Here is a 22,648-nt window from a genome sequence, read left to right as displayed (position 1 = left end):
TCCTAGCTGCGAGACTTGGAGGACTTCGTCGCTGCGCTCTGGCGGGACTCGATGGCCTCCCGTGCTCGTGCTCCAGCGTCACGCGCGGCCGATGCCAGAGGGCTCGCGTTCGCGACCATGACGGCCCCGCGCAGAGCAAGACCGACGGGCGTGTGTCGAATGGCCTGCCACGCGACGGCCGCGCCACCCGTCACCAGCACGACGCCGCCCACGGCCAGGCCCGCCTTGACGTACCAGGGCCACGGGTCGGCGAGCGTCTTGCCGACTTGCTCCACTGTCGCCGCGACGGCGCGCCCCGCGTCGGCGATGCGCTGCTCGGTGGCCTGGGCCGTCTGGGTGATGCCTGTCCACGTGCGGACCTTGTGCAGCTCACCGAGCGCCGTCGCCAAGGTGCTGGCGATGCTGTTGCCTTCGTCCAACCACTGCGCAAGCGGGTAGGGCTTGCCGTCGGTGGAGCGCACTCCGGCCTCGACCCACTGGCGGCGCTCGCCGCGCCAGCGGGGGATGAGGTCTCGCACCATGTTGAGCGCGCCGGCGATTTGCTGCTGCGTCTCATTGCTCAACAGCTCCCGCGCCGCCCCCAGGTAGCTCCACGTGGGCGCCCACCCGAGCAGGTCCTCGGCGAGCGAGACGGGGCGCGCGGCGGCCTCGGCCCGCTTGGCGTAGTCGTCCACCTTGGCCGTCAGCTCGTCGGCGAGGGCCAACTGCTCTCGGGTGAGGGCCATGACCTAGTACCCCGTGACGGTGACGGTGAGTTCGAGGTCGCCGTCCAGGAACTCCGCGGCCCTCCAGGTGTGCCCAGTGAGCGCGAGGCGGACGGCGATGGCGGGCGGGAGATAGGACTCCTGCCACAAGTCGGAATCCGTCACAGTGGCGCCTGCGCCGCCGAGCATCAGCGTGTGGACCGCAGCGAACGAGAAACCTCCGTCCCCCCGCCACGTGTCTCCGTTGTGGCCCACGTCGGGATTGGTGCCAATCTCCTGGCTCCTGTACGGCCGGTCGGAGCCGCACCGGCCGAATAGCTCCACGGTGGGCTTGATGATGGCGGCCGGCCGCGAGTCCTCAGCCAGGCACGTCAGCTCGACGGAGACCGCGAGCCTGTCGAACCCGCGCGTGTCGAGGATGCTCTCCGAGCTCACCTGGCGGTACGCGCCAGGCGCTCGCCTGTGAACCCGAAACGGCGCGTCCGCGAAAGGCCTCAGCCAGATGTCCGTGTCCTGGCCAGTCCAGTCGGCATAGGCCAGCTCACTCACGAGAGCGGCATACTCGCTCGACCCATTCGCGACGCGGATGGAGAGCAGCTCCCGCGCCGGCCGGCGCGTGTAGAGAGCCCTGGCGGGGTCCACCGAGAGGAGGGCTTTCGGCGAGGCGGACGCGCAGCGCTCGGCCCATAGCTCGAACGTGGCGAAGTCCCGTTGTTTGATGACCTTGACGGAGCGGATGCGCTCGCAGCCGCCGAGGCGCTCCAGGGTGCCCGGGTGGAGCAGCCGAGGGCGGGTGTAGTCGCCATTGATGACGGCTTCGACGGGCCAGACGATGGAGCGGTTTGCCTCCTCGTGGCCCGCGGCGGAGAGCATGACGGCCTCGTGGTCCAACCCCATCCACTCGCACTCGTTGCCGTACTCCGGGATGTGCGTCTGACCGAAACTCTCAAGCATGGTGTCTCCTCGCGGTGGTGGCTACGGCCAGATGTCGAACATGGTGTCGAGCTGGTTGGCGACGCCGACGACACCGGAGACGGCGCCGATGACACCGTTGATGGTGCCCAGGACGCCGCCCCCAGCGGTGGGGGTGGGAATGGGCGTCGTCTGGGGAGGCGGCGCACGAGGGACGGTGGTGGCACCGGCCTTCTGCTGCGCGGCGGCGTTGGCGGCGGCGAGCTGCTGGAGCTGGCCCTGGAGGGCGGCAATCTGCTGCTGCGCGAGCTGCTGGGCCTGCTGGGCCTGGGCCACCTGGGCCTGCTGCGTGGCCTGGGCCTGGGCCTGCTGCGCCTGCTGGAACTGGAGCTGGGCGGCGGCGAGGGCCTCTTTGAGCTTGGCTTGCTCAGCTGCCGCTGCCTGCTCGGCGTCGGACTTGCGCGTCAGGGCGTAGGCGGCCACACCGCCCGCGGCGAGCACGCCGAGTCCTGCGAGGACTGTCGTCTGCGTGTTCATCTGTCACTCCATTCCGGGCCGGCCCAGAGGGTTTCGGCCTGCGTGCTGCGTGGAGGGGTGGCCGCGCTCGACTTGCCGCACCCGCAGTCCTCGCGCTCGGCGAAGTAGTGGACTTGGGCCGGAGGCGTGCGCGGCCCCTCGCTCGCGACGAGGGACAGCGGCGCGTACGGGTCCGGGGGCAGGTAGGGCGCGGCCTGGGGCTTGGTGGTGGGCGTCGGACGCGGCGGAGGCAGGCCCAGGGCCTGGCTGCGCGGGGCGGCGGGAGTCGCAGGTGGCGCTGGGGTGACGGGAGGCGGGGGCTGTGCGGCGGCGTCCCGCGAGCTGCGCGCGCGACGCGACTCGACGGCGAGTGAGAGGCCATAGCCGAGCACCGCACTCGCGACGCTCGCGACAATGAGAGTGGTTTTCATAGGTCGTCGTTCCAATCGCGACCCTTCCGTCCGGGCGGCACATCGGGGGGAAGCGGAGGGACAGGTCTCGGGGGAGGCGGCGCAGGAGGAGGAGCGGGAGGCGGTGGCGGAGGAGGAGGTGGCGGAGGAGGGAGTGGAGGGGGAGGCGTCTTGGTGACGGGAGGAGGAGGCGGCGGCGCGTCGTAGACGACGTCCTCAATCTCGAAGTCCCGGTGCCCACCCAGGCCGTTGCGAATGTCGGACTTCACACCGGTGAAGTGGCCGCCCTGCCCGAGCCCCGTTTCGCGCTCCACGTCTGCGCGGCGACGCTGCTCGGCGCGGATGGCGCGGTAGTGCTCCACCACTTCGGGCGGCAGGGGCGGCACCAGCGTGCCGTGGTAGTCCGCGTGCTCGGGGTGCCCGTGGTAGCGGCGATTCGAGCCGTCGGCGTAGTGCGTGTAAATCCAACCGCCAGGGACGCCGCTGTTGAACTCCTCCGTGTTGGGGGCGCCGGTGAAACCACCATCTCCGAGGGTGTAGCCGTCCCAGAGGTGCCCCGAGTCATTCGTGCGGGCGGCCATCCACTTGCGGTAGCACTGGACGTTCAGCTCATCGAGCTTCACAGCGACGGCGAGCCGCGCCGCCGCGCCCGCGGCTTTGACGTTGCCGAATCGCTCGAAGGCCTGCTCGTAGAGGCCCACGTCATAGAGCGTGGCGCCGGCGTTGTACTCCTTGCTGTAGCCCTCGTAGTAGCCCTGCTCCAGCGCGCTCTGCGCCATCTCCCGCAGGTAGCGCTGGGCCACCTTGGCCTTGGCGTTGTCGCCAATGGCCCCACCGAGCAACCCCGCGGCCATGCCCACGAATGGAGACAGAGGCGCGAGGGGAGTCGCGGCGAGCACCGCGGCGAGGAGCTGGCCGCCGTTGACGACGGCGGAGATTGCAGCCGTGGGCATGGGCGGTGGAGCTGGCGGAGGCGGTGGCGGGACAGGAGGCGGCGGCGGAGGAGGTGGCTCCTCCGGAGGGGGAGGAGGCGCCGGGGGCGGCACGTCGGGAGGCAGCGCGGGTGCCGGCAGAGGAGCCGGCGCCAGGGGCGCCACGGGCGACACATTCCCCACGGGCCGCCCACCTGGTGGTGGAGGTGCAGCGCTCGACGCGCCCGCGGCGCGGCGGCGCACCAGGCGCCCCGCGGCGCCCTTGGCCCCAGCAAGGATGTAGCGCGCAGCGCGCGCCAGCAGCGTGTCAGCCACGAGCCACCATGGAGGGAGGGAGAGAGAGAGAAGGGAGACAGGCCGGGCGCGACGCGAAGCCGCGCCCAGCCTCGGGGCACTACATGACGGCGGGGGCCGCGCCCGAGTCGTGCTCGGCCACCTTGGCGCGGATGCGCTCGGCGACTTCCTGGCGCACCGCGGACATCTCGTCGAAGCCGCGCTCGCTCGTCACCGCGCCCGGAATCCAGCGAGCCTCATCCAGGACGATGGCCCGGGCCATCCGCGTGTCGCCCCCGGGGTGCGCCGTCGTGCGAGCCATGACGGAGATGACCTTGAGCGCGGCGGCGCGCAGCCGGTGCTCCGGGATGTAGACATACGGCACCCCGCCCTTCGAGCAGCGCAGGCCCGGGTAGCTGGGGAAGTCCGACTCGTTGTCGAGGAACAGCGTCATGCCGGTGTACGGCAGGGACTTGTCGTCACACTCCAGTCCCTCGTACATGCCCGTGCACACGGCATGCACCACGCGCCCGTCGGGGATGTGCTGCGCGTAGGCCTGCACCAGCGCCATGGTTTCCGCGTGGGACAGCAGCGGGAAGTACAGCGCGCGCCCCTCCCATTCCTTGTTGCGCGTCACCTGCCGGGCCTCGACGTGGCCGGAGTACATGCGCGTCAGCGCATTCGGCGGCTGGGCGAAGACGACGGTGCGCCGCGCGTTGATGCTCTCCTCTCGCGGGTCCATCGGCCGTCCGCCGCTCTCGTAGTCGCGCAGCAAGTCCGCGAGAATCTCCGCCTTGCCATTCGGGTCATCCGTCACCTTGACGCCGCCCGCGGTGACGCGAAGCGCACTGAGCAGATTGGCCTCGTGCGGTGCCATGTCCTCCAGACAGAGGACAAGGCCGGGCTCCGTGCGAATCTCGTAGCCGTTCGCGTTGACGACGCGCCGCGCGTAGACGGGCAGACCAATCCGCCGCGCTTCGGCCTTCTTCACGCCCGGGCTCATGATGACCTTCAGGTTGGTCAGCTTGAGCGTCGGACGCACCGCCTTGAAGGGGTCTCCCACGCGAGTGAGGATGAACTCGCAATCGAGGAGCTGCTCGACGCCCAGGCCGGTGATGCGCGTGGACTCGGCGATGTTGGGGGTATGCCCCGTCGGGATGTAGGCGGTGAAATTCACGGCCTGCACACCGTCCTCGAAGGGCTGCGCGAGGCCCGACGCGTCGTCGGCGAAGCCGTCCACGTCGAGCTTGAGCCAGCGCAGGGCATCGTCGCGGACCTTGTCGAGCGTCTCGGACTGCCACGGCTGGAGCTTGATGCCGCCCGGCAGCTCCTGCGTCAGTGAGACGCGGAAGCCGCTGAGGACGGCGAGGCGCTCGGCCACGGTGAAGGCCGCCGAGGCGCCGGTGGCCTGCACATCCGCGAGGAAGCGCACGCACACGGCGTCGGTGACAGTCCCCGCGGGGGCCTGCATCTCTCCCTTTTTCAGCGCGGCATCGCGGTGCAGCGGTTGCTCCCCCTTCGGGAAGGCCGCGGTGGTCGTCATGGGCATGGCGAATCTCGTGGGTGTGTCGTGGGGAGGGGAGTGAGTGCGCTTACTTGTTGGTCGTCGACGGCTGCATGGCGGGCGGCACGGGCACCTTCCCGTTGGAGAGGTGGCCGGCGATGACCGTGCCGCCCGCGCCGATGACGATGCCGATGCCGACCATGGTGAGGTCGCGGCCCCACGTGCTGTTGGACTTCTCGTCGCTCTTGGTGTCGCTCATTTGCGTCGCTCCTTTGCGCGTTGGTGGTGTTCGTCCGCGTACTGCGACCGCGTGAACGCAATGCGGAACGTCCGCGGCGGACAGGGGTGCAGCGAGTGGGCGAATGCGCGCCCGAAGTCGCGGGTGAGGTAGTCCCTGTCGCTCGCTTTGAATTGCTCGCCGGAGATGCACGAGGAGACCTGGCCGCGCACGGGCGCCGGAATGCCGGTGGCGTACTGGCTGACGAACCACGCCGCGACGCCCTCTTTCGCCCACGTCGCCGCGATGTCGAGCAGCTCGAGCTCCGCAAACCGGCCCCAGACGGCCAGCTCCTCCACGAACAAGCAGAGGTTGCCGCGCGCGCGGAGCGCCGGCAGCACGGCCTTGATTTCGGCGGCGAGGTCCGGCCCGAGGAGTCCTGGCGTCGGCACGAGGGAGAGTGCGAGGTCAGCACGGAGCAGGAACGTCTTGTCGTGGCGCAGCGCCGCGCGGAACGCGGGAATCGTCATCCGCTGCGTCAGCGGTCCGAGTTTGAAGCCGGGCTTGCTCGGACGGGGATTGCCCAGACGGCTGTACTCGTCGGCCACGTCGATGACGACGACTGCCTGCCGCCGCCCCATGAGGTACTCCACCCACTGCTTGAGCAGGTATGACTTCCCCGAGCCCGTCATCCCCAACACGGCGAATCGCTCGTAGGCGTCGGGCACCCAGGGGCCCGTGTAGAGGGGCACGTCCTCGGAGACCTGGCGAGCGCATGAGGAGCACTTCGCCATCAGCCCCCCCGCCCGCGTCGGAGGAGTCGGCCCACGCAGGCCGCTGCGCCTCGCGCACCCGCCATGTAGCCGCGCGCCGCGGAGACCACCGCGCCCTTGGCATGCACCACGAGCGGGATTCCGAGTGCGGCGCAGAGGGGCACCAGCTCCCAGCCGATACCGGGCTTACCCGCGGGGCCATCCACGGCAGCCATCGCGCGCTGCGCGCGTCGAGCGAGGCCGACACCGGTCAGCTCCGAGACGCGCGCGACGGGGTCGCCGCGGACGGTCCGCTCCACGGGCGTACCCTTGAACAGCACGCGCTCAATCGGACGCGTGAGGTCCATCACCGGGTGGCCGCGCGTCAGCTCCGCGAGGCTTCCGGCAAGGAAGAGGGCGGCTTGAGAGAACGCCTCCACCATGTCCACCGGCTCGCCCATGTAGGTCGGCCCCTTGGGCTCCTCTGGGGGCAACACCTCCGGCTGGGGCTCGTCACCCAGCGAGGCAAATCCATCCGGGTCCGCGGGCTGCACGGGTTCCTCGGGCGGGACTTCCGCCGAGGCAGGGGGCTCCGAGGGAGGAGGCGGGCCGGAAGTCTGCTCGTTGCGCCGCGCGTCCCACTCGTCTCCCAGGCGCTCCGCCTCCGCGTCGAGCGGCACACCGTTTTCTCGCGCCCACGCGTTCGCGTTGATGACCTCGTTCACGTCACCCTGGGCCTCGCGCAGGTACTCGCGGTACTTCTGCACGCGTCGCTCGGCTTGCTCCTGTGCGTGGCGCTCCACCAGCTCCGCGGCGCCGTCGAGGGGGACTCCATGCTGTCGCGCCCAGTCGTTGGCCTCGCAGATGGCCTCCACGTCAGCGCCAGCCGCGCGCAGCATGTCTCGGTAGCTGCGCGCCTGGCGCGCGGGGTTGCTGGCGGGGCGTCCGCCGCGGCTCGCGCCTCGTTTGCGCCGTGAGGACTTCGCGCGGCGGGGCGTGCCCGCGGTGGCGGACGGCTGCGCGCTCGCCGGCGCATGCTCGCTGTACTCGCCTCCGTTGGGCTGCTCGGCCTGGCTGTCCATGACGCCTCGCGCGAAAGGGGTGACGGGGAGCGGCCCGGGGCCGCCCCGGCCTCATGGGGCGCCGCACTCCCGTCACGTGGAGGGGAGGGGTTGGGGGACTCGGCACGCCGAGCCGCCCCCCGTCGATGCGCAATCAGTCGCCAATTTCGCGTCGCCAAAACAGGCGGGTTGCTCGCCACGACTCGCCACCGGGCCGTGTCTCGCAATCCCTGACGCCATGGGTGGACTCAAACCCTGTGAGATCGCCGCGCACCCCGGTGGCTCGCCAAAATCGCCACGTGCGGCCCGCGTCGGCGCAGTGCTCTAGACTGGCGTTGCATCACGCTGGAGCCCCCTCATGACTTGCAACAACTACGAGATGCCCACCGCTGGCCCCCCGGCGCGTTGGGTCGCCATCAAGGTCGCGGCTCACGACGCATCCATCAGCTGCCGCACCCTCAATCGCTGGGCCGACGAAGGCCTCATCCTCGCCGACAGGCTGGGGAGTGGACGCGGCTCGTGGCTGATTGCCCTCAACGCGCACGGCCTCCCCATCAGCACCCAGCCGTTTCGCGCGGGCCTCTCCGTAGCCCCCGACGCATCAGGCGAAACCGCGCCGTAGTACCCAGCGAGGTTTCGCGACAGTCTTCTCGGCGTCCTCGCCTCGCTCTAGCGCCTCGTGGCAATCCTGCGCGTAGTTGAAGTGCCCCGAGAGGAGCCCCGCGAATCGCACGTCTCCGTCCTCGTGCCTGCGTCGCGCGGGCTCACGCAAGACGTACGCTCGCGAGCCCTCGTCCACCTCGGGTTCCGCCGCTCTGCTCGCCAGTGCCTCGGACGCCTCTGCGCGCAGGTGCCACGCCTCCAGCACATCCTCCGCGGGCCGCAACCGCTGCGCGTGTCGCAGCTCCGCCAAGTCTTTCGCGCGCCGCTGCGCTTGCTGGTACGCGCCAATGCTCAGCACGTCCGCCAGCCCCAGCTCCCGCAGCGGTGGCGGTGCTGGCTCGGACGGCATCGTCCGCAGCGCTTCAAGCCACGGGGGCGACGGGACGCGCACCGCTGCGCCACGTGCTCCCGCGCGAAACGCGTCGCGCTCGGCGTCCACAGGCGTTCGCCACCAGGAACCGAGCTGCGCGCCCGAGAGGATGGGCTCCACGTCCCGGAGTCCGAGGATTCGCAGGCGTCCTACCCCCGCGGCGCGCCACCACCCGCGCACGGCTGGGCGCCACCCCAGCACTACGCCCCATTTTGCCTCCAGCGCCGCACATGCCTCCTCCTGCCGGCGTTGCATCTCTGTCGGCGTCGGATGGAGAAACAGCGAGCCCTCGCGCTCGGGGTCTGGCGGGCGCCTGGCTGGAGGCAGAAAGCCCTTGCTGGAACGCACGCGGCGCATGCGTGGCGGCGCCGCCGTCGGGAGCTGCGCGAGCTTGACCACCTCACCAACCATCGTGGGGTGTGGCACCGCGGCCTTGCTCACCTTGACGCTGTAGCTGGCCACGTCCTCCTTGCTGCGTGCGTGACCGATCGAGGACAGCGGGCCCCAGCCACAGTGGGCAACGAGTGAGCGCCACCAGTGGGGCCCCCGTTTCGCAGCCACATCGGCCGCAGTGGGAGGTCGCTCGCGCAGCTGCTGCGCCAACTCCGGCGAGTGGATGATGACGTTGAGGTGCGGACGGCCTGAGCGGTGCTGCTCAACCACCGACACGAAGTCGATGCGCCCCAGTGCCGGCACGCCTCCCTCGCCCCAGCCCCGCGAAATGTACTTCGCGAGCATCGCCCAGCGCGGTTGGAGGCCCTGGTATTGCCCGTCCAACGTGGGCTCGGCTCGCTCCGGGTCCAGCGTCAACACCACGAGGACCAGGTCCTCCACGCGCAACGGCTCCAGCGCCAGCATGATTCGCGCGTAGTCACGCTGGGAGACCCACCGAGCGCAATCGCCCTCGTGCCGCCATGAGCGGCACTGGTACGTCCACCAGCGACGTTTCGCGGGGTCTGTTTCACCACGCGTCCATGTCGCCACACTCCAGGACTGGGCGGCGCACGCGTGGCACCCGTTGGGGACGTAGCGCGCTGGGGGGGCTTTTGCCCGCTCCGTCCCTCTGGGCTTGTCTGACTTAACGTTACTACGGACAAGCCCGGGGGCCTGGCCCCCGGGGACCCCCGCGCCGTGCCCAGCTCCGGGCGCGTCCGCCAGGGCCACCGCGCCGGCCGCAGCCGCACGTTGCGCGCGCGCAGCCACTACCGCAGCCCTCCAGCGCTCGCGCGCCCCTGGGCCGCCCTGGGCGTCCGCGACGCGGTGTCAGTGGGGCCGCCGTGGGGGCGGGGTTGCGCACATCCGCCGATAATTTCGAGGAGCGCGGGGCGCCCCGCGCTCCATGCCGAACGCACCAGCTCCGCGCGCACGCTCTGCCGCTGCCGCTCGCCGGACGGGGCGCGGGTGCCACGCATCGGCCCGTCCGCGCGCAGCTGCGCTGCACGGGCGGGCCTCTGGCGACGCGCCGCAGTGCTCGCCGCACCGTGGGGGGCTCCTGGTTTCGCGCGCGCGCACGTCCCCCGCCCGGCGCTGGCGAAACCAGCGGGGCAGGGGAGGTGCGTCCAGCGAGTGGGGCGGCCGTTACGCCGCGCCGCCCTCACGGACCCATGGCATGGGACGGCGCACCGAGCGCCGACAAGCTAGAGGTGCTGCTGCACTCACGGCAGGGCATCGCCGAGTGCTCACAGGAGCGGCACCACACCGCCTTGCAACTGCCACAGCGCAGGCCCCACAGCACAACTTGCGGCGCCACACGCGCCGGCCTCCTGCACCACGCGCATCGGTGCAGGTACGCCGGGGGCACCCATGTGGCGCAGTGCCGCATCAGGTGGCGCCGCCCGCGTCCATGTCCGCCCCCGGCACCGCGCGCGCGTATTCACGCGCGGCTACCTCGGACGCCCAGGCATCCATTGCGCGCTGGATGCGCAACGTCGCGGCCTCAAGCCGAGCTGCCGCGTCGAGCGTCCGCGCGTGCGCCGCGTCCCACCGTCGGCGTGCGGCATCCGCCTCGACGCTGCACGGGCCGTGCTCCGCGATGGCTGCAACGCATGCCTTGCGCGCCTCCGCCTCGGCCTGCGTCGCGTCGACCATGCGAGAGCGGTTGACGGCATGGGCACTCAGGGCCCGCGCGTATTGCTCCTCACATGCCGTCGCCGGCCGGCGTCCACCCCATGGCGCCATGGCACCACCGGGCAGGATGTAGACATCCACCCGGCCGCTCATCGTCGCGCCTCCTCATGGACGGCGCGCATGGACTCGGACAGCGCCTCGGCCGCCTCGTCGAGGTCGCGGGCGTACGCCTTGCGCCGCTCGCGGCACGTGTCGAACGCGGCGCGGGCCTGCTCCACACCTGGTGCCCCCGAGCCCTCTCGCTCGATGACGGAGGCCCACTCGGCGTGGGCAGCCAGCTCCAGCCGCTGCGCGTGCCAGAGGTTGACGGTTGCGGTGGCGTGCCGCGTGGCCGCCTTAAGCTGCATGACGTTGGTGAGCGTCACGCGGCCCCCCCAACGAGGATGTGCAGGCGTGGCGCCGCAGTCGGGCACGTGGGGCGCGGCAGGTACAGCACGCGCGCTCCCTCCGGCACCTCCACAACGTCCTCGGGCGCCGCCTCGGGCAGCTGCTCGTCAGCCGGCGCGGCGAAAAGCGCCAGCTGCACCACCGGCGCTCGCGGTGCCTGCCTGGGGCGGCGGATGCGCTCCATGCGCTCGTTGACGGCGCGCAACCGCGTGGCGCGCAGCGCCAGCTCCGCCCGCGCCAGCTGCCAGCGCAGCCTTGCGGCCCGGTGGCAGCACTCCGGCACCGCCGCGACGTGGTAGCGCCGGCCTGGGGTGCGCGACAGCGCGGCCTCCAGGCGCACCAGGTCCTCGTGGAGTCGCTCCACGCGGCGACGCGCCACGGTGATGGAGTCAGCGCGTGCCTCAACGGACATGGCTGCCTCCGTCGGTCACCCGCGGCGCGAAATCGACGCTGCTCGCCAGAGCCGGAGACCGCAGGCGGGCTTTCGCCTCATCAACGCGGGTGCGAATCGCGTACAGCTCCCGACGCTCCCCATCCATGCCAACGCCGTCGTCAACAACGTCGCGCATCAGCTCCGAGGCGGCGCGCAGCTCGCGCAGTGCCGTCTCGTACCGGCTCGCCGCCAGGAGCAGATTCGTGCGGGCCTGGGCGCGTGTCTCAACGGACATGGCTGCCTCTGCGCGCAAGGCGAGCCTGGAGGTACTCCGCGAGGCGTGCCGCGTCGGCGGGCATGCGCGCCAGTCCGGACGCCACCACCAGGCCCCGAGCATCGAGGAGGGCAATGCCGTAGCGCTGCCGGGCCCCCCGGCCCACCAGGCCCAGCCACCGCCAGCCAGCCGCGACAACCGCCGTCTTGGCGGGCAACTCCTCGCGGTCCGCAATCTCCCGCAGGCGGGTGTTGAGGGCGCGGCGGTACAGCAGGCGAGCGTTGAGGGCGAGCCCGCGCACGTCCTCGTGCAGCTCCGGGCCGTGCGCGCTCTGCCAGTCGCGGCACTCCGAGGTGACGGCCGCGGCTCGCTCGAAGTGCCCCACGGCGCGAGACAGCAGCGCGAGGCCCTGGTGCAATTCGCGCTGGCGCTGCGCCTCCGACGCGACGGCCTGCGCGGATGGCTGCTCGGCGGACGGGGCAAAAAAGGGCCGCTCATCCCGAGGGCCGTTGTAGCGCTCGGCATAGGGCCGCTCATCCCGAGGGCCCGCCGCGTACCTGTCGCAGCCAGTGCACGTCTCGTCGAGGCGGATGCCGTGCGTGCAGAGGGGCTCGAACTCGTTGTCGAAGCTCGGTCCGTCGCCCCGGTCTGCGACGGCGTCGTCCGGCGCGTTGGTGTTCGGCGTGTCGGCCACCTGGTGGGCGGCGGGCTCGCAGGCGCAGGACGTGAGGTTGAGCGCGCAGGAGGGGCAGCCAGGAGTGAGGCCGTCCTGCTTGCTGTTGAGGCGGTAGATGGCCGTGCGCCCGCAGCGACACAGGAGCGGAGGCACCTCGACGAGCTTGTTGATGTCGAGGTCCAGGGGCTCATCCGAGAGCGTCGCGGATGGGTGGACAGCCAGGCACAAGGCGCACGTCACGTCGTTGGCCTCGGAGGTCCACGACACGTCGAGGGGCGAGCCGCAGGCGGTGTCGGCGTCGCGGGAGACGTTGCGAACCCAGTGCATGGGCTGCTCGAACTGCTCGCGACGGTCCGCGCCGCTGGCGGAGCGAGGGGCTGTGAGGGTGCCGATGGCGGGAGTCGAGCTTGGGGAGCTGGCCGCGGTGGAGGCCTGGAGGAAGGCCACGGTGCGCTGGCAGCGCTTGCAGGTGACTTCGGCCAGGGACTCGGCGGCGAGGTAGCCAGCAGGCGCCCAGGAGCCGGCGCCGCAGGCTGCGCGGTGCAGTGAGGTGGACCCAACGCGCAGGTGGCGCGCTGGAAGCGACGGAGACGACGGAGACGTGGATTTCATGGGTTGGCTCGGACCCGCGCAGGGGCAAGAGCCGTGCCTGCTCGCCAAGTCACCGTGAATGGACGGCGATACCAGGCGAGTGGCACGGCAGGTCCGAGCGACCCGCGCGGATTGTCGCTCGGACTATTTCGGGAGGCGAGACGCGAGGGCCCAAGGGCTCCAGTTGCGTCCAGCAAAAGGGGGCCGCGGTGGTTGGGCGGCTGAACTGGCGTGCAGGCGAGAGACTTCGGCAAGCCACTGAAATCACTAATGATTCCATGGCCATAAGGTCCGATAACATGCGTTATGTAAACTAGGCGGATGGATTCCCAAGGGTGGTTTCCGGTGGTTCTTTCGTCGGTTCTTCCCCGCTTCCCGGCACCCACGAATCCCTGGATTCGCGGCGCCGCGAGTCCACGGCGAGCAACACGCGCCATGACTCATTGCGCTGGCGAGTTCTCCCCTGATTGCTCGGGACTACCTCGACGGTTCCGCTGTTCTTTTCCCAATTGACCGAGCCCATGGGTTCCCGCAGAACCGGCGGGACCCCCGGCCCTGGAAAGGACCTGTCAATGAAACGGTTGTTCCTGATTGCCACCCTCGTTGGTGCGGCGCCCGCGCTCGCCGACGAAGGCATGTGGACGTACAACAACTTCCCGTCCGCGAAGGTGAAGGAGAAATACGGCTTCGACCCGTCGCAGGAGTGGCTCGACAAGGTGCGGCTGTCCTCGGCGCGGATGGCGGGCGGCTGTTCGGCCAGCTTCGTGTCCCCCAACGGCCTGGTGATGACGAATCACCACTGCGCCCGTGGCTGCATCGAGCAGCTCTCCGGGTCCAAGAAGGACTACATCGCCAACGGCTTCTACGCGAAGAGCGCCGCCGAGGAGACGCAGTGCCCGGCGATGGAGCTCAACCAGCTGGTGCAGCTGACCGACGTCACCGCGACGCTGAACAAGGCGACCCAGGGGCTGACCGGCAAGGCGTACAGCGACGCGCTCAAGGCGAAGATGTCGGAGCTCGAGCAGACCTGCTCGGCCGGCGACGCCAAGGTGCGCTGTGACGTCGTCACCCTGTACCAGGGCGGCCAGTACAACCTCTACAAGTACCGCCGCTTCCAGGACGTCCGCCTGGTCATGGCGCCCGAGCACGCCATCGCGTTCTTCGGCGGCGACCCGGACAACTTCGAGTTCCCCCGGTACGACCTGGACGTGACGTTCCTGCGCGTCTACGAGGACGGCAAGCCGGCGACGACGGACCACTACTTCAAGTGGTCCGAGAAGAGCGTGAAGGAAGGCGACCTCACCTTCATCTCCGGCCACCCCGGCCGCACCTCGCGCAAGCTGACCATCGCGGAGCTGGAGTACCAGCGCGACGTGGCGATGCCCAAGCAGCTCTTCATGATGTCCGAGCTGCGCGGCATGGTGACCGAGTTCCAGAAGCGTGGTCCCGAGCAGAAGCGCATCTCCAACAACCTGCTCTTCGGCATCGAGAACGGCCTGAAGGCGGTCAAGGGCCGGCTCGAGGCGCTCCAGGACAAGACGTTCTTCGCCCAGAAGGTCGCGGCCGAGCAGGAGCTGCGCAAGAAGGTCGAGTCCAACCCGGAGATGAAGAAGAAGTACGGCGCGGCGTGGGATGAGATCGCCAAGGCCGAGGCCCAGTTCGTCCACGTCCGCAAGGACCTGGCCTACATGGAGGGCGGCAGCGGCCTGTCCTCCAGCCTGTTCAGCATCGCCAAGACGCTGGTCCGCGCCTCCGAGGAACTCCCCAAGGAGAACGGCCTGCGCCTGCGTGAGTACAACCAGGCGGGCCTTCCCGCCCTCCAGGCCAGCCTGTTCAGCCAGGCGCCCATCTACCCGGAGCTGGAGATTCTCCGCCTGAGCTTCGGCCTGACGAAGATGCGCGAGGAGCTGGGCTCCAACCACCCGTTCGTCAAGAAGGTGCTGGGCAAGGAGTCCCCCGACAAGCTGGCGGCCCGCCTGGTGAAGGGCTCCAAGCTGTGCGTGCTGAAGGACGTGAAGGGCTCCAAGGTGTGTGACGTGTCCGTCCGCAAGAGCCTGTTCGACGGCGGCAAGGCGGCCATCGCGGCCTCCAAGGACCCGATGATCCAGCTGGCGCTGCTGGTGGACGGCGATGCCCGCGCCATCCGCAAGAACGTCGAGGAGAACATCGACGCGGTCATCAAGAAGAACTCGGAGCTGGTGGCCCAGGCCAAGTTCGACACCTACGGCACCAACCAGTACCCGGATGCGACGTTCACCCTGCGCCTGTCCTACGGCTCGGTGAAGGGCTACATGGAGGACGGCAAGCCGGTGGCGCCCATCACCCAGATGTCGGGCACGTTCGCGCACGCCACGGGCGAGGACCCCTTCGCGCTGCCCCCGTCCTGGCTGAAGTCCGAGAAGCACATCGACGGAGCCACGGCCATGAACATGGTCACCACCAACGACATCATCGGTGGCAACTCCGGCTCCCCGGTCATCAACAAGGACGCGGAGATTGTCGGCCTGGTGTTCGACGGCAACATCCAGTCGCTGGGCGGCGAGTACGGCTTCGACGAGTCCTCGAACCGCGCGGTGTCCGTGCACAGCGACGCCATCATCGAGTCGCTGAAGAAGGTCTACGGCGCCACCCGCGTCCTCGAGGAGCTGCGCCCTGGCAGCACCAAGGTGCCCGCGGCGAAGGCCAACCCGGCCGGGTGATGCACCCCGCATGAAGGGGGCTCGGGCTCGACGCCCGGTGCCCCTGAAGGACGAAGAGGCTGCCTGGGCTCGAACCGCCAGGCGGCCTCTTCTGTTTTCAGCGCCCCGCCCTACCCCTCGGACTTTCGCCGGTACCAGGCCAGCGCCTCTGCTTCGGCGGACTGGATCCACGCGTTCTTGCAGTCGCTGTAGTCGTGGGAGTTCTCCGGGTGCAGGCTCCGGCACCGGGCCTTCTCCTGGTCATAGGCGGCGGCCACCGCCGGGTGTTGCCGGAGGTAGTCCCGGAACGCCAGGTGCCGGACGACCTCCGCCGAACCCTCCCCGTAGCAGTGGAGCTGGATGACCCTGCGCCCCGTCCGCGCATCGGTCTTCGTGCAGTAGCGGCGCCCTGGCAGGCCCAGCTCCCCCCACCACTCGTAGCCTAGGGCCTCGAGCGCGGACCTCCGCCCGTCGAGCGCCTCCAGGCGCGTCACCACGGGCAGCAGATCCAGGATGGGCTTGGCGCGGATGCCCGGAACGGCGGTCGAGCCCACGTGGTGGACGACTCGCAACAGGTCCGGACCCAGGGCGTTCGCGAGAGCCAGGGCTTCGGTCCTGGCTTCGTCCGCCCAGCGAGGGTCATGGGGAGACAGCTCCACCCGGATGGGCGGTGGCATGTGCGGTCCTCTTCGGCTTCGAACCGCGGAGGGGCGCGGTCCGAAGCCGGAGCATGCCCACCCGGCGCCGGAGGTGCTACCGGCGCGAGCGGGCCGCGGCCCGCGTCACTCCCACTCGATGGTGGCGGGAGGCTTGGACGACACGTCGTAGGCGACGCGGTTGATGCCGCGCACCTCGTTGGTGATACGCGTGGAGATGCGCTCCAGCACGGGGTACGGCAGCCGGGCCCAGTCCGCCGTCATGCCGTCCACGCTGGTGACGGCGCGAAGCACGCAGGTGGACTCGTAGGTGCGCTCGTCGCCCATGACGCCCACGCTCTGCACCGGCAGCAGCACCGCGAACGCCTGCCACAGCTCCTTGTAGAGCCCCGCGGCGCGAATCTCCTCCTGGACGATGGCGTCGGCGCGCCGCACCAGGTCCAGCCGCGCCTCGGTGACTTCCCCCAGCACGCGGATGGCCAGGCCCGGGCCCGGGAAGGGCTGCCGGGACACCATCTCCTCGGGCAGGCCCAGCTCGCGGCCCAGGGCGCGGACCTCGTCCTTGAACAGCTCGCGCAGGGGCTCCACCAGCTTGAGCTTCATCTGCTCGGGCAGGCCGCCCACGTTGTGGTGGCTCTTGATGGTGACGGACGGGCCCTTGTACGAGACGGACTCGATGACGTCCGGGTACAGCGTGCCCTGGGCCAGGAACTCCGCGTCCTGGATGTCGCGCGAGGCCTCCTCGAACACGGCGATGAACTCTCGGCCGATGATCTTCCGCTTCTTCTCCGGGTCCGTGACTCCGGCCAGCTTCTCCAGGAAGCGGGCCCGCGCATCCACCGTCTTCAGCGGGACGTGGAAGCGGTCCACGAAGAGCGCCTCCACCTGAGCGCGCTCGCCCTGCCGCAGCACGCCGTTGTCCACGAAGATGCACTGGAGCCGGGGGCCGATGGCCCGGTGGAGCAACAGCGCGGCCACGGAGCTGTCCACGCCGCCGGACAGGGCGCAGATGACCCGGCCCTGCTCACCCACCTGGCGGCGGATGGTGGCCACCGCCTCGTCGATGAAGCCCTTCATCGTCCACGACCCGGTCACCTTGCAGTCGTTGAAGAGGAAGGCGCGCAGCATGGCCTTGCCCTGGGGCGTGTGCACCACCTCGGGGTGGAACTGGAAGCCGTAGAACGGCTTCGACTGGTGCGCGGCCGCCGCGAAGGGCGAGTTGCCGCTGCGGCCAATGGCCTCGAAGCCCGGGGGGAGCTCCTCCACGCGGTCTCCGTGGCTCATCCACACCTGGACCCGGTCTCCCGGACGGAACTCGGAGAAGGGGCCACGAGCCGCGAGCACCTCCACCTCCGCGTTGCCGAACTCCCGGTGGGCGCCGCGGTCGATGCGGCCGCCCAGCAGCTTGGAGATGAGCTGGAGGCCGTAGCAGATGCCCAGCACGGGGACGCCCGCGTCGAAGACGAAGGGGTCGCAGCGCGGAGAGCCCTCGGCCTCCACGGATGCCGGGCCTCCCGAAAGAATGATGCCCCGAGGGGCGAAGCGTCGGATGTCCGCCGCCGGGAGGTCCGGGCGGTGGATTTCACAGTAAACGCCCAGTTCGCGCACGCGACGGGCGATGAGCTGGGTGTACTGACTCCCGAAATCGAGGATCAGAATCTTCTCGGCGTGCAGGTCCACCGGAGTTCTCCAAGGGGGCGTCGTTGACGGCTGGGGGCCCTTATCGCTACAAACTTCCGGAAAGCAACGCCCAAGTCCCCTCAATTGTTCGAGGTCCGGATGCTCCGCCGCCTGTCCGCTCCCACTGCTGCAGCCTTCTTGTTTCTCTCCGCCACTGGATGCGTGAAGGAAATCTCCTCCGACGAGCGGCTGGACCGCTCCACGCAGAACCTGGCGATGAAGGACACGCCGGGAGTTTCCGAGCTCCAAAAGCTCACTTGTGAAGACACCACGGACGCGTTGGGCAAGGCCCGCAACGTGAACCGCCCGGAGACCGACCGCCTGGTCGACTACATCGAGCTGTACACCTCGCTGCGCAAGCGCACCGCCACCTTCGAGGAGGCGATGAACCGCAACCCGGACCTGAGCTACCGGGAAGGCAGCCAGCAGATCGTCAACGCGAAGGACTCCTGCATCCAGCAGACGGCCGACGTGAAGCTGGAGTTCGAGACGTACATGCGCGAGCTGGTGGCCGTGCCCACGGTCCAGGAGATCAAGGGCGGCAACACCGTCACCATCGCCCGGCTCGACTTCAACACGCTCCGCCAGGCCATCGAGACGCTGGAGCCCGACGACAAGGACTCCCTGCTGGACCGCGTGGCTGGCGCCGAGAAGAAGATCCCCGCCTCGGCCGCGGGAGAGGACTCTGGAGCCGGCGGGCGCAAGGGCCGCAAGTAGCCTCGCTTCCCCGTCCTGGCCTCCGGGACATCCGAGGGCCCCGCCTCCTGGCGCGGGCCCTCTTTTCATTCACCCCCAGGTCCGAGCAAGGCACGAAGGCCTCGCCCGGCGCCCAGGCCGCTGACGACTACTCCACGCGGTAGTTGGGGGCTTCCTCGGTGATGATGACGTCGTGCACGTGGCTCTCCTTGAGCCCGGCCGAGGTGATGCGCACGAAGGTGGCGTTCTTGCGCAGCTCGTCGATGGTGCCGCAGCCCACGTAGCCCATGCCGCTGCGGATGCCGCCCAGCATCTGGTGGACGTTCATGGCGAGCGTGCCCTTGTACGGCACGCGGCCCTCGATGCCCTCGGGGACCAGCTTCACCGCCTCCACGTCCGCCTGGAAGTAGCGGTCCTTGGCGCCCTGCTTCATGGCGCCCAGGCTGCCCATGCCCCGGTAGCTCTTGTAGCTGCGGCCCTGGTACAGGATGACGTCGCCCGGAGCCTCCTCGGTGCCCGCGAAGAGCGAGCCGATCATCACCGTGCTCGCGCCCGCGGCCAGCGCCTTGACGATGTCGCCCGAGTACTTGATGCCGCCATCCGAGATGATGGGGATGTCGTGCTTGTCCGCCTCGCGGACGCAGTCGTCCACCGCGGTGACCTGAGGCACCCCGACGCCGGCGACCACGCGCGTGGTGCAGATGGAGCCGGGGCCGATGCCCACCTTCACCGCGTCCACGCCGGCCAGGATGAGCGCCCGGGTGGCCTCGGCGGTGGCGACGTTGCCGGCGATGAGCTCGAAGCCCTTGAAGTTCTTGCGGGTGTCGCGAACGCCGTCCACCACGCCCTGCGAGTGGCCGTGCGCCGTGTCCACCACGATGACGTCCACACCGGCCTTGAGCAGCGCGTCGACGCGCGCCTCGCGGTCCGCGGACACACCCACGGCGGCCGCGCACAGCAGGCGGCCCTTGGCGTCCTTCGCCGCGTTGGGGTGCGTCTTGCGCTTCTCGATGTCCTTGATGGTGATGAGCCCGCGCAGCTCGAACTGGTCATTGACGATGAGCAGCTTCTCGATGCGGTGCTCGTGCAGCAGCTTCTGCGCGTCGTGCTGCGGGATGCCCTCGTTGCCGGTGACGAGCTTGCGCGTCATCACCGCTTCCACCTTCTGCGTGAGGTTCGTCTCGAACCGGACATCGCGGCTCGTGACGATGCCCACCAGACGACGCCCCTTCACCACCGGGATGCCGGAGACGCCGTGCTGGCGCATCAGGTCGATGGCGCGGCCCAGCGGGGCCTCCGGGTCGATGGTGACGGGGTCCACCACCATTCCACTTTCGAACTTCTTGACCTTGGTCACCTCGAGCGCCTGCTGCTCGGGCGTCATGTTCTTGTGGATGACGCCGATGCCACCTTCCTGCGCCATGGCGATGGCGGTGCGCGACTCCGTCACCGTGTCCATCGCCGCGGACAGCAGCGGAATGTTCAACCGCAGGTTGCGGGTGAGTCGGGTGGTGAGATCTGCATCCTTGGGGACAACCGAGCTTTCGGCAGGCACCAGGAGGACGTCATCGAAGGTGAGTGCGAGCCGGATTTCGGGGTTCAACATGGGCGGCGCTCCCGGGGCGGCGATTGGGCCCGCGGGCACCAGCGCCCAGCGGGTGCGGTTCCATACGAGTTACGTTGACGCCACGCAACTCGGAAGGGTGGACTTTTTGACGCCCGTTCACTCGCACTTCGAGCGATAATCCGACCGACTTTTCACTCTCGTCTCAGGAACCGGGCTTTGACGGAATCGAATCAGGCGGCGGTCGGGCTCGTGGTGAAGCTGCCATTCGCGACGCCCGAGGAGTTCCTGGCGAAGTATGGCGGCAATGTCACGAAGGGGGGCATCTACCTGCGCGCCCGCGCGGTGAAGCCGCCTGGGACGGCCGTCACCCTGGACCTCCGGCTGGCGAGCGGTGAGCGCGTCATCCACGCCCAGGCCGTCGTCCACTTCGTCACCGGCCAGGGGGGCCAGGGCGTGCTGGGCATGGGCCTGCGCTTCCTGGCGGTGGACCCCCAGACGCGCCGCCTCCTCGACCTGGCGGTCGCCACCCTCCCCCACGCCCAGTCGGACTCGCCCCCAGTCCCGACGGGGGTGGGCGCGCCGGACTACACCGTCCCACCCGCGCAGCAGCTGGCCAGCCCCACCGTGGCCGTGTCCCCGGCGGCCTCGGCGAGCAGCGTGGCCGCGGCCCCCGCGCCCGCGGTGATGATGTCGGACGCGGCGCTGGGGCTGAGCACGGAGGAGCCCAAGCGCGCGGGGCTGGTGATTGGCATCGACCTGGGCACGACGAACTCTTGCGCCGCGTATGTGCGCAACGGCAAGCCCGGGGTGCTCAACAGTCGTGAGGGCCACAACACCGTGCCCTCCATCATCGCCGTCAACACGCGCGGCAAGCTGGTGGTGGGCCACCCCGCGAAGGGGCAGATGCTCACCAACCCCCGGCAGACGGTGTACGGCGCCAAGCGACTGGTGGGGCGCGCGTACGGCTCCACCATCGTCGAGCAGATCAAGGACAAGTTCCACTACGAGATCACCGCCGGAGGGAACGGCGACGCGGGCGTGAAGCTCTCGGACCACGTCTATTCGCTCCAGCAGATCTCCGCGCTCATCCTCCGCGAGGTCCGCGAGGTCGCGCAGAACCAGCTGGGCCAGATGGTGTCCCGCGCGGTCGTCACCGTGCCCGCGTACTACAACGACAACCAGCGGCAGGCGGTGCGCGAGGCCGGCAAGCTCGCGGGGCTGTACGTCGAGCGCATCCTCAACGAGCCCACCGCCGCGGCGCTCGCGTACGGCTACGGCCGCAAGCTCAACCAGCGCGTGCTCGTGTACGACCTGGGCGGTGGCACGTTCGACGCCTCGGTGCTGGAGCTGACGGACAACGTCTACGAGGTCATCTCCACCGGCGGCGACACGTTCCTGGGCGGCATCGACTTCGACAACGCCATCGTCACGTTCCTCCTGGAGGAGTTCCAGAAGAAGACGGGCCGCCCGTTCCAGGGCGACCGGGTGGCCATGCAGCGCATCAACGACGCGGCGGAGCGTGCGAAGTGCGCGCTGTCGGAGCGCTCGGAGATGCGGGTGCACGTGGCCTTCGTCACGATGATCGACGACAAGCCGTTCGACCTGGACGTCGTGCTGACCCGGCAGAAGCTCGTCGAGTTGACCGAGAAGCTGGTGGTCCGCACCATCCAGGTCTGCGACGAGGTCCTCAAGGCGAAGGGCCTGGGCCCCAAGGACATCGACGAGGTCATCCTCGTGGGAGGCCAGAGCCGCTTCCCGCTGGTGCACGAGAAGATCACCCGCTTCTTCGGCAAGGCCCCCAGCAAGGGCGTCCACCCGGACGAGGCCGTGGCACTGGGCGCCGCGCTCCTCGCGCACAGCCTGGGACAGCTCGAGGGCGTGGTGCTCATCGACGTGCTGCCCATGGCCATTGGCGTGGGGCTCCCGGGCGGGCGCTTCAAGCCCGTGCTCGAGCGCAACACCTCGCTGCCGTCCACGAAGTCCTACTCGCTGGCCACGCACCGCGATGGGCAGACGGAGCTGGAGCTGACCGTCTTCCAGGGCGACTCCGACAAGGCGGCCGACAACGAGTACCTGGGCACGCTCAAGCTCGCGGGACTGCCCAAGCTGCCGCGCGGCTCCGTGCAGGTGTCCGTGACGTTCGAGGTGAACAACGAGTCGCTGCTCAAGGTGACCGCGCGCGAGGCCTCCACCGGCCGCGAGGTGACGAGTACCTTCTCCACACGCGACACGCCCGAGGCCGTGAAGGCCAAGCTGGCGCAGCTCGACACGGAGGTCGCGAGCGCAGCCACGTCCGCGTCGCCGTCCGCGACATCTGCGCGCGTCGGCGGAACACAACCCCAGGCACCGCGGATGAAGGCGCCTGTGGGTGGAACAACCGCTTCACCGCCGCGTGTCGCTCAATCGCAAATCACGTCGACGACACAGGCAAGCGCCCAAGCGGTAGCACCCATGGTGACGGCATCCAAGACTTGGAGCCTCGTTGGATGGCTCAAGAGCTTGTTTGGCAGACCGTGAGTCCTACCTTCCCACTGTGAGTGGGTTAAGCAGATCTTCACCTTCACGCCAGGATTAAAGATGCATGGGGGGAGTCGTTGACTCCCGCGATTGTCGGGCTCGCCTGTTATTA

Annotated in this window: 22 protein-coding genes; 4 read left to right on the top strand and 18 right to left on the bottom strand. The window is 69.7% G+C overall.

Annotated elements, in window-relative coordinates; genetic code table 11:
• Nucleotides 1-2: 2 nt before the first annotated feature.
• The 9 genes from MYSTI_RS20625 to MYSTI_RS20585 all read right to left on the bottom strand — a co-directional run bounded on the left by MYSTI_RS20625 (nucleotide 3) and on the right by MYSTI_RS20585 (nucleotide 7,302).
• Nucleotides 3-725: a hypothetical protein gene (locus tag MYSTI_RS20625; protein WP_015349722.1), complete on the bottom strand. Its 723-nt coding sequence runs from the start codon at nucleotides 723-725 to the stop codon at nucleotides 3-5.
• Between the two features lie 3 nt (nucleotides 726-728).
• Nucleotides 729-1,658: a hypothetical protein gene (locus tag MYSTI_RS20620; protein WP_015349721.1), complete on the bottom strand. Its 930-nt coding sequence runs from the start codon at nucleotides 1,656-1,658 to the stop codon at nucleotides 729-731.
• A gap of 21 nt (nucleotides 1,659-1,679) precedes the next feature.
• Nucleotides 1,680-2,153, bottom strand: a complete 474-nt coding sequence (locus MYSTI_RS20615) for a hypothetical protein (protein WP_015349720.1) — start codon at nucleotides 2,151-2,153, stop codon at nucleotides 1,680-1,682.
• The gene (locus MYSTI_RS20610) at nucleotides 2,150-2,563 is read right to left on the bottom strand and encodes a hypothetical protein (RefSeq protein ID WP_015349719.1); all 414 of its coding nucleotides are present in this window, start codon (nucleotides 2,561-2,563) and stop codon (nucleotides 2,150-2,152) included. Before MYSTI_RS20610 ends, MYSTI_RS20615 begins: the two co-directional genes overlap by 4 nt.
• Nucleotides 2,560-3,789, bottom strand: a complete 1,230-nt coding sequence (locus MYSTI_RS43875) for a hypothetical protein (RefSeq protein ID WP_169558591.1) — start codon at nucleotides 3,787-3,789, stop codon at nucleotides 2,560-2,562. The genes MYSTI_RS20610 and MYSTI_RS43875 overlap by 4 nt, the downstream gene beginning before the upstream one ends.
• Nucleotides 3,790-3,868: 79 nt before the next feature.
• A complete protein-coding gene (locus MYSTI_RS20595) occupies nucleotides 3,869-5,296 on the bottom strand; it encodes a hypothetical protein (protein WP_015349717.1) in 1,428 nt (475 codons plus the stop codon).
• Nucleotides 5,297-5,339: 43 nt separating this feature from the next.
• Nucleotides 5,340-5,510 (bottom strand): hypothetical protein, encoded by a 171-nt coding sequence (locus MYSTI_RS43870; RefSeq protein WP_015349716.1) that lies wholly within the window; start codon nucleotides 5,508-5,510, stop codon nucleotides 5,340-5,342.
• Nucleotides 5,507-6,262, bottom strand: a complete 756-nt coding sequence (locus MYSTI_RS20590) for a helicase HerA domain-containing protein (protein ID WP_015349715.1) — start codon at nucleotides 6,260-6,262, stop codon at nucleotides 5,507-5,509. The genes MYSTI_RS43870 and MYSTI_RS20590 overlap by 4 nt, the downstream gene beginning before the upstream one ends.
• On the bottom strand, nucleotides 6,262-7,302 hold the full coding sequence (locus MYSTI_RS20585; protein ID WP_015349714.1) for a hypothetical protein: 1,041 nt from the start codon (nucleotides 7,300-7,302) through the stop codon (nucleotides 6,262-6,264). The genes MYSTI_RS20590 and MYSTI_RS20585 overlap by 1 nt, the downstream gene beginning before the upstream one ends.
• A 337-nt stretch (nucleotides 7,303-7,639) precedes the next feature.
• Here MYSTI_RS20585 and MYSTI_RS20580 point away from each other — a divergent pair, with 337 nt between their 5' ends.
• On the top strand, nucleotides 7,640-7,903 hold the full coding sequence (locus MYSTI_RS20580) for a hypothetical protein (RefSeq protein WP_015349713.1): 264 nt from the start codon (nucleotides 7,640-7,642) through the stop codon (nucleotides 7,901-7,903).
• On the opposite strand, the gene MYSTI_RS20575 is transcribed toward MYSTI_RS20580, so the two are convergent.
• The 6 genes from MYSTI_RS20575 to MYSTI_RS20550 form a co-directional block, all read right to left on the bottom strand.
• Complete coding sequence (locus MYSTI_RS20575) at nucleotides 7,883-9,172, bottom strand: hypothetical protein (RefSeq protein WP_044281032.1); 1,290 nt, start codon at nucleotides 9,170-9,172, stop codon at nucleotides 7,883-7,885. The genes MYSTI_RS20580 and MYSTI_RS20575 overlap by 21 nt on opposite strands.
• A 963-nt stretch (nucleotides 9,173-10,135) precedes the next feature.
• On the bottom strand, nucleotides 10,136-10,534 hold the full coding sequence (locus tag MYSTI_RS20570) for a hypothetical protein (protein WP_015349711.1): 399 nt from the start codon (nucleotides 10,532-10,534) through the stop codon (nucleotides 10,136-10,138).
• Nucleotides 10,531-10,806 carry a hypothetical protein gene (locus MYSTI_RS20565; protein WP_015349710.1) on the bottom strand — a complete coding sequence of 92 codons (276 nt, stop codon included), beginning with the start codon at nucleotides 10,804-10,806 and terminating at the stop codon, nucleotides 10,531-10,533. The genes MYSTI_RS20570 and MYSTI_RS20565 overlap by 4 nt, the downstream gene beginning before the upstream one ends.
• Entirely contained in the window at nucleotides 10,803-11,240 is a 438-nt protein-coding gene (locus MYSTI_RS20560) for a hypothetical protein (RefSeq protein WP_015349709.1), read from the bottom strand. The genes MYSTI_RS20565 and MYSTI_RS20560 overlap by 4 nt, the downstream gene beginning before the upstream one ends.
• On the bottom strand, nucleotides 11,230-11,496 hold the full coding sequence (locus MYSTI_RS20555) for a hypothetical protein (protein WP_015349708.1): 267 nt from the start codon (nucleotides 11,494-11,496) through the stop codon (nucleotides 11,230-11,232). The genes MYSTI_RS20560 and MYSTI_RS20555 overlap by 11 nt, the downstream gene beginning before the upstream one ends.
• The gene (locus tag MYSTI_RS20550) at nucleotides 11,486-12,763 is read right to left on the bottom strand and encodes a hypothetical protein (RefSeq protein WP_015349707.1); all 1,278 of its coding nucleotides are present in this window, start codon (nucleotides 12,761-12,763) and stop codon (nucleotides 11,486-11,488) included. Before MYSTI_RS20550 ends, MYSTI_RS20555 begins: the two co-directional genes overlap by 11 nt.
• A 551-nt stretch (nucleotides 12,764-13,314) precedes the next feature.
• Between MYSTI_RS20550 and MYSTI_RS20545 the strand changes: the two genes are divergently transcribed.
• A complete protein-coding gene (locus MYSTI_RS20545; RefSeq protein WP_015349706.1) occupies nucleotides 13,315-15,441 on the top strand; it encodes a S46 family peptidase in 2,127 nt (708 codons plus the stop codon).
• A gap of 110 nt (nucleotides 15,442-15,551) precedes the next feature.
• Here the strand turns inward: MYSTI_RS20545 and MYSTI_RS20540 are convergent, their stop codons facing one another.
• Both MYSTI_RS20540 and guaA read right to left on the bottom strand, forming a co-directional pair.
• The gene (locus tag MYSTI_RS20540) at nucleotides 15,552-16,097 is read right to left on the bottom strand and encodes a GrpB family protein (protein ID WP_015349705.1); all 546 of its coding nucleotides are present in this window, start codon (nucleotides 16,095-16,097) and stop codon (nucleotides 15,552-15,554) included.
• Nucleotides 16,098-16,202: 105 nt separating this feature from the next.
• Nucleotides 16,203-17,756 carry a glutamine-hydrolyzing GMP synthase gene (gene guaA, locus MYSTI_RS20535; RefSeq protein ID WP_015349704.1) on the bottom strand — a complete coding sequence of 518 codons (1,554 nt, stop codon included), beginning with the start codon at nucleotides 17,754-17,756 and terminating at the stop codon, nucleotides 16,203-16,205.
• Between the two features lie 99 nt (nucleotides 17,757-17,855).
• Here guaA and MYSTI_RS20530 point away from each other — a divergent pair, with 99 nt between their 5' ends.
• Nucleotides 17,856-18,473, top strand: coding sequence for a hypothetical protein (locus tag MYSTI_RS20530; protein WP_015349703.1), 618 nt, complete (start codon nucleotides 17,856-17,858; stop codon nucleotides 18,471-18,473).
• 127 nt (nucleotides 18,474-18,600) lie between these two features.
• On the opposite strand, the gene guaB is transcribed toward MYSTI_RS20530, so the two are convergent.
• Nucleotides 18,601-20,058, bottom strand: coding sequence for an IMP dehydrogenase (gene guaB, locus MYSTI_RS20525; protein WP_015349702.1), 1,458 nt, complete (start codon nucleotides 20,056-20,058; stop codon nucleotides 18,601-18,603).
• 177 nt (nucleotides 20,059-20,235) lie between these two features.
• Between guaB and MYSTI_RS20520 the strand changes: the two genes are divergently transcribed.
• Complete coding sequence (locus MYSTI_RS20520; protein ID WP_015349701.1) at nucleotides 20,236-22,536, top strand: TIGR02266 family protein; 2,301 nt, start codon at nucleotides 20,236-20,238, stop codon at nucleotides 22,534-22,536.
• Nucleotides 22,537-22,648: the final 112 nt, after the last annotated feature.

The organism is Myxococcus stipitatus DSM 14675, from assembly GCF_000331735.1.
GTDB lineage: Bacteria > Myxococcota > Myxococcia > Myxococcales > Myxococcaceae > Myxococcus > Myxococcus stipitatus.
This window is presented reverse-complemented; position numbering and strand designations above follow the sequence as displayed.

Excerpts from the sequence above, each read along its gene's own strand:
- MYSTI_RS20625 (WP_015349722.1), bottom strand. The coding sequence starts at position 725 with ATGGCCCTCACCCGAGAGCAGTTGGCCCTCGCCGACGAGCTGACGGCC.
- MYSTI_RS20620 (WP_015349721.1), bottom strand. The coding sequence starts at position 1,658 with ATGCTTGAGAGTTTCGGTCAGACGCACATCCCGGAGTACGGCAACGAG.
- MYSTI_RS20615 (WP_015349720.1), bottom strand. The coding sequence starts at position 2,153 with ATGAACACGCAGACGACAGTCCTCGCAGGACTCGGCGTGCTCGCCGCG.
- MYSTI_RS20610 (WP_015349719.1), bottom strand. The coding sequence starts at position 2,563 with ATGAAAACCACTCTCATTGTCGCGAGCGTCGCGAGTGCGGTGCTCGGC.
- MYSTI_RS20595 (WP_015349717.1), bottom strand. The coding sequence starts at position 5,296 with ATGCCCATGACGACCACCGCGGCCTTCCCGAAGGGGGAGCAACCGCTG.
- MYSTI_RS43870 (WP_015349716.1), bottom strand. The coding sequence starts at position 5,510 with ATGAGCGACACCAAGAGCGACGAGAAGTCCAACAGCACGTGGGGCCGC.
- MYSTI_RS20590 (WP_015349715.1), bottom strand. The coding sequence starts at position 6,262 with ATGGCGAAGTGCTCCTCATGCGCTCGCCAGGTCTCCGAGGACGTGCCC.
- MYSTI_RS20585 (WP_015349714.1), bottom strand. The coding sequence starts at position 7,302 with ATGGACAGCCAGGCCGAGCAGCCCAACGGAGGCGAGTACAGCGAGCAT.
- MYSTI_RS20580 (WP_015349713.1), top strand. The coding sequence starts at position 7,640 with ATGACTTGCAACAACTACGAGATGCCCACCGCTGGCCCCCCGGCGCGT.
- MYSTI_RS20575 (WP_044281032.1), bottom strand. The coding sequence starts at position 9,172 with ATGCTGGCGCTGGAGCCGTTGCGCGTGGAGGACCTGGTCCTCGTGGTG.
- MYSTI_RS20570 (WP_015349711.1), bottom strand. The coding sequence starts at position 10,534 with ATGAGCGGCCGGGTGGATGTCTACATCCTGCCCGGTGGTGCCATGGCG.
- MYSTI_RS20560 (WP_015349709.1), bottom strand. The coding sequence starts at position 11,240 with ATGTCCGTTGAGGCACGCGCTGACTCCATCACCGTGGCGCGTCGCCGC.
- MYSTI_RS20555 (WP_015349708.1), bottom strand. The coding sequence starts at position 11,496 with ATGTCCGTTGAGACACGCGCCCAGGCCCGCACGAATCTGCTCCTGGCG.
- MYSTI_RS20550 (WP_015349707.1), bottom strand. The coding sequence starts at position 12,763 with ATGAAATCCACGTCTCCGTCGTCTCCGTCGCTTCCAGCGCGCCACCTG.
- MYSTI_RS20545 (WP_015349706.1), top strand. The coding sequence starts at position 13,315 with ATGAAACGGTTGTTCCTGATTGCCACCCTCGTTGGTGCGGCGCCCGCG.
- MYSTI_RS20540 (WP_015349705.1), bottom strand. The coding sequence starts at position 16,097 with ATGCCACCGCCCATCCGGGTGGAGCTGTCTCCCCATGACCCTCGCTGG.
- MYSTI_RS20530 (WP_015349703.1), top strand. The coding sequence starts at position 17,856 with ATGCTCCGCCGCCTGTCCGCTCCCACTGCTGCAGCCTTCTTGTTTCTC.
- guaB (WP_015349702.1), bottom strand. The coding sequence starts at position 20,058 with ATGTTGAACCCCGAAATCCGGCTCGCACTCACCTTCGATGACGTCCTC.